The organism is Okeania sp., from assembly GCF_983059655.1.
This window is the reverse complement of the sequence record NZ_CEZPJD010000582.1, coordinates 1-5,136: the sequence shown is the minus strand read 5'-3', so window position 1 is coordinate 5,136 and position 5,136 is coordinate 1. Positions and strand designations below refer to the sequence as shown.

Genomic DNA, 5,136 nt, shown 5'->3' with positions numbered 1-5,136 from the left:
TTAGTATTGAGAGAAATTAGTCTCGAATCAGCAACTATTAAGTCAATAAAACCACGCTGGAAAAAGTCTCATTATCGGGCAGTTGTTAACTGGTTGATATTCCATCAACCCCATGCAAATTCTTCTAACTTGGAGAAAGTAAAGGGTTATTTAGAAGCTTTTTATCATTTGTGTCAAGCAGAAGATTGGTATAAGGCAACTCAATTAATTTTTATTCGTCTTAATACACCGACAAAAGAACAACTTCACAAGCAACTTTACACTTGGGGATATTATCAAAAACAAATTGAAATTTACACTCAAATTTTGAGTTTTAGGGAACTAAGTCTCCAAACAAAAGCTACTGTTTTAACAAATTTAGGAAAGGCAAATATAGCCTTAGTAAATTTCGACCAAGCTATAAAATACCTAAAACAAAGTTTGAGTATTGCTCAAGAAATTGAATCTCGTGAAGAAGAGGAAGAAGCGATACAAAACCTCGGTCATGCTTATCTATTGAAAAGAAAATTTCCTCAAGCAAGAAATTACTTTCAGCAAAGTTTAGAAATTAGCCGAGAAATTAAAGACCGCCAAAGAGAAGGAAGTGTTTTAGGAGCAATAGGAAATTTTTATTTGATGAGGAAAAAGTATAACCGAGCCATTGACTATCAGCGACAACAGTTAGCCATAGCTCAAGAAATTCAAAGTCCTAGTCTTGAAGCAACAGCTAAGTGTAATTTAGGAATTATTTATTGTAAATTGAAAGATTATGGTCAAGCAATTGAATTTTCTCGGTCAAGTTTAGCTATAGCTAGAGAATTTCAAGATAGTCAGTTAGAAACTACAAATATAGGTAATTTGGGGTTAATTGAACGTCGCTTAGGAAATCATGCTAAAGCAATTGAATTAGCTCAACAGCGTTTGGCAATGGCAAGAAAAACAAATAATATTGTGACAGAAAGTGAAACGTTAGGAACTTTAGCAAATATATATTATTCACTGGGAAATTATGAGAAAGCAATACAGTATAGCCAACAAAATAAATTCCTGGTAAATAAGCTTCAACATCCGCAGTTTGAGATGGGATTATTCTTAGATTTTGGAAAAATATATTTAGCAAATAAAGATTATGCAAAAGCCATAGATTATTTTCAAAATATGTTGCAGAGTGCTGAAAAAAACAAAAATATTGAAGGTGAAATTTCAGCATTAATTGCTTTGGCTAAAGTATATGCAGAAGATAAAGATTACTTACAAGCAATAGAATATTATCAACAAGCTTTACCTCTGACTCAAGAAATAAAAAATCGACAGATACAAATAGTCGTACTTTTTGGCTTGGGAGATGCTTACCAAGAAACTAAGAATTACAACAATGCAATTAAATACTATATAAAGTTCATAAAAGTAACCAGAGAAATAGGTAATAAAGAAATAGAAATACAAATATTGGCAAAAATTGGCGAGTGTCAAACAAAAATAAATAATTTTATAGCAGCAATTAATTATTATCAACAAATGCTGAAAATATCACAAGAAATAGGCAGCAGAGATACAGAGATGGTAGCGTTAGGTTCCATAGCTTCTGTTTATGAAAAATTGGAAAAGTATCCTCAAACAATTAAGTATTATCAGAAAGCCTTACTCATTACCAGAGAAATAAGAGATTGGCAAAGAGAAATAGCTATATTGATAAATTTAGGATTTGCCTATGGAAAATTGAAAAACTACAATAAGGCATTTTTAACTTGGTTAAGCATAAGTTTTAAACATTGGTTAGCTCTGCCTATAATTTTAGGAATTGTCACACTGTTAATAATAGTAGGATTTTTTTATTTGGTAATTTATGCTTTAGCTATTTTAGTCGCACCTCTATTCATAGCTTTTGTAATTTTCAAGTTCTGGCAAACTCTTGTAGAAATCAAACAACATACAAAAGTCAATAAAAACCAGGAAAATAGAAATGAATAATATTACGCCAACCATTGAATTAGTTCTAGAAAAAATAGGTCTCGAATCAGCAACCATCAAGTCAATCAAATCAGTTCGGAAAAGGTCTCAATATCGAGCAGTTATGAACTGGTTGACAGAATATAAACCCCATGCAAATGCTTCTAACTTGGAGAAAGTAAAAGGTTATTTAGAAGCTTTTCATCATTTGTGTCAAGCAGAAGATTGGTATAGGGCAACTCAATTAATTTTTATTCGTCTTAATACACCAACAAAAGAACAACTTCACAAGCAACTTTACACTTGGGGATATTATCAAAAACAAATTGAAATTTACACTCAAATTTTGAGTTTTAGGGAACTAAGTCTCCAAACAAAAGCTACTGTTTTAACAAATTTAGGAAAGGCAAATATAGCCTTAGTAAATTTTGACCAAGCTATAAAATACCTAAAACAAAGTTTGAGTATTACTAAAGAAATTGAATCTCGTGAAGAAGAGGAAGAAGCAAGACGAAATCTCGGTCGTGCTTATCTATCTAAAGGAAAATTTCTTGAAGGAAAAGATTTAGTGGGAAATTTTAATGCTAAAGTGGAATTTAATCGAGCATGGAACTACTTTCAAAAAAGTTTAAAGATTAGCCGAGAAATTAATGACCCCTACAGGGAAGGAAGAGCTTTAGGAGAAATAGGAACTTTTTATGGTGTTAGTCAAAAGTATGACCGAGCTATTGATTATTATCAAAAGCAATTAGCTATAGGTAAACAAATTCAAAATTTAAGTATTGAAGCAACGGCTAAGTGTAATTTAGGAATTGTTTATCGTAAATTGAAAGATTATGAGCAAGCAATTAAATTTTCTCAGTCAAGTTTAGCTATAGCTAGAGAACTTCAAAATAGTCAGTTAGAAACTGCAAATATCAGAAATTTAGGATTTATTGAGCGTCGCTTAGGAAATCAGACCAAAGCAATTGAATTATATCAAAAGCTTTTAGTAACCGCAAAAGAAATAAATAATATTTCAATAGAAAATCTAGCATTAGAAGACTTAGCAAAAATATATTATTGACAGGGCGATGGTGAAAAAGCTGCAGGCAATTATGATAAAGCTATAGAACATTATCAACAAAGTTTATCTCTTGTAAATAAAATTCAATCTTCCCAGGAAGAAACAGTATTATTTTTGAAATATTTGATACTTTTGAATTTAGGAGAAATCTACATAGCTAAGAAAGATGATGTGAAAGCTGTAGATTATTTTAAAAATATTTTCTTTACTGCTGAAAAAAACAAAAGCATTGAAGGTCTAATTTTATCAATAATGAGTTTTGCTAAAGTATATGCAGAACAAAACAATGGCAGACTATTAAGCAGTTTTTGTCTAGGGTTAGCTCGGTTTATAATTTTCGCTGTTTTTGTGAAATTAATCTTGAAATTAATAGATTTAATATTACTAGGATTTTTATATCTATCAGTTTTTGTTTTAGTTATTTTAAGTCCAGTTATATCCATCGTTCTTATGGTTTTCAAGTTATTGAGAAATATTATCCCAATCAAAAAACATACAAAAGTAAATAAAAATCAGTAAAATAAAAATCAGTGTAAGCATTCAGCTATTAGCAGTCAGCTCTCAGCTCTCATAAGGGGGTTTTAATATATAGACTGTTTCAGCCAGCTAGAGAGCGTAAGTATAAATTATGAGTAAATTAGTAAAGCTTTTATTTCAAACTAAAAGCACTCTTCTGATGGCTGATAGCTGACAGCTGAATGCTTACAAATCAGTAAAATAAAAATGAATAATATTACACCAAGCATTGAATTAGTTCTAGAAAAAATAGGTCTCGAATCAGCAACTATTAAATCAATCAAACCACGCATAAAAAAGTCTCATTATCGGGCAGTTCTTAACTGGTTAACAGAATATAAACCTCATGCAAATGCTTCTAATTTAGAAATAGTTAAAGGTTACTTAGAAGCTTTTTATCATCTTTGTGAAGTAGAAGATTGGGAAAAAGCTACAACAATTATTGATATTACTCTCAATACCCCCACCAATGAAAAATTACGCGATCTATTAATAACTTGGGGTTACTATCAACAACAAAAAGAAATTTTTGACCGACTTTTAGGCAAATTTAATGATGAGTGGCAGCTCATTTGTTTAAATGGCTTAGGTCGATATTATTATTCTACAGGTAGATATGAATCCGCAATTAATTACTTTAATCAAAGTTTAGTAATTGCTCAAAAAAATCTCCTGACTGAAAAAGAAGTAAGCATACTAATAAATCTAAGTGCTCCTTATCACGAAACAGGAAATTATCAAAAAGCTATAGATATTTTATCTCAAGCTTTGAAAATTAATAAAGCAATAAATAACCGTCTTGGAGAAGGTGCAATATTAACAAACTTGGGTTCTATCTATGATTCTCTTGGAGATTATAAAAAAGCAATTCAGTTTCATACAAAAGGTTTAGATATTGCTAGAGAAAATTTCAACCTCTATCAAGAATGTATAGCACTAGGAGGAATAGGAAATATTCATTTTTCTCTGCAAGATTATCACCTGGCAATGAATTATTACCAACAACAACGAAAAATAGCAGAAGAAATAGGCGATCGCCAAAGTATTAAAAATGCATTAGGCAATATTGGTATTATTTATCGCTTTCTCAAAACATACCCCGAAGCTATTACCTATCTTGAGAAAAGTTTAGAATTAGCAATAGAAATGGGTGATTTGAATGGAGAGGAAACTGCTATAACAAATCTAGGTGTAATTGAAGTTGAATTAGGAAATTTAACCCAAGGAAGAGAGTATTTAGAAAAAGCTTTAAATATTGCTAGAAAGATAGACGATCGCCGAGGTGAAGCTTTAATATTATTCGGTTTAGCTCAGTATTATTATAGGCGTGGTAAATTTAAACAAGGTATTACTGCCTCTCAACAATATCTGAAGATCATGGGAGAATGTGGAGTAAAAATAAATGCTTTACCATTGCCAAAATGGTTTAAATCATTCTTAAAATTCAGTCAAAGAGGTAAATTTCAGCTAACTTTATTCCTGTTATTTGTATTAATAGCATTTCCCATTGCCACAATTATATTTTTCATAACTACATTATTTTGGGGTTTATACAATAAGCAGAAACCCAATTTTCTGCTAAAATCTCTAGGCGATCGCTCCTAAAAAACTTATTAAAATAGTTA

Annotated in this window: 4 protein-coding genes; all 4 read left to right on the top strand. The window is 30.7% G+C overall.

Annotation, left to right across the window (positions count from 1 at the left end; all coding sequences use genetic code 11):
• A partial coding sequence (locus tag AC3DU7_RS24580) for a tetratricopeptide repeat protein (protein WP_488041921.1) occupies positions 1-1,950 on the top strand: 1,950 nt, incomplete at its 5' end.
• Positions 1,943-2,995, top strand: a complete 1,053-nt coding sequence (locus tag AC3DU7_RS24575; protein ID WP_488041920.1) for a tetratricopeptide repeat protein — start codon at positions 1,943-1,945, stop codon at positions 2,993-2,995. The genes AC3DU7_RS24580 and AC3DU7_RS24575, both read left to right, overlap by 8 nt.
• Before the next feature lie 132 nt (positions 2,996-3,127).
• Positions 3,128-3,514 (top strand): hypothetical protein, encoded by a 387-nt coding sequence (locus AC3DU7_RS24570; RefSeq protein WP_488041919.1) that lies wholly within the window; start codon positions 3,128-3,130, stop codon positions 3,512-3,514.
• 204 nt (positions 3,515-3,718) lie between these two features.
• Complete coding sequence (locus AC3DU7_RS24565) at positions 3,719-5,116, top strand: tetratricopeptide repeat protein (RefSeq protein ID WP_488041918.1); 1,398 nt, start codon at positions 3,719-3,721, stop codon at positions 5,114-5,116.
• The last annotated feature ends 20 nt before the right edge of the window (positions 5,117-5,136 follow it).

Excerpts from the sequence above, each read along its gene's own strand:
- AC3DU7_RS24575 (WP_488041920.1), top strand. The coding sequence starts at position 1,943 with ATGAATAATATTACGCCAACCATTGAATTAGTTCTAGAAAAAATAGGT.
- AC3DU7_RS24565 (WP_488041918.1), top strand. The coding sequence starts at position 3,719 with ATGAATAATATTACACCAAGCATTGAATTAGTTCTAGAAAAAATAGGT.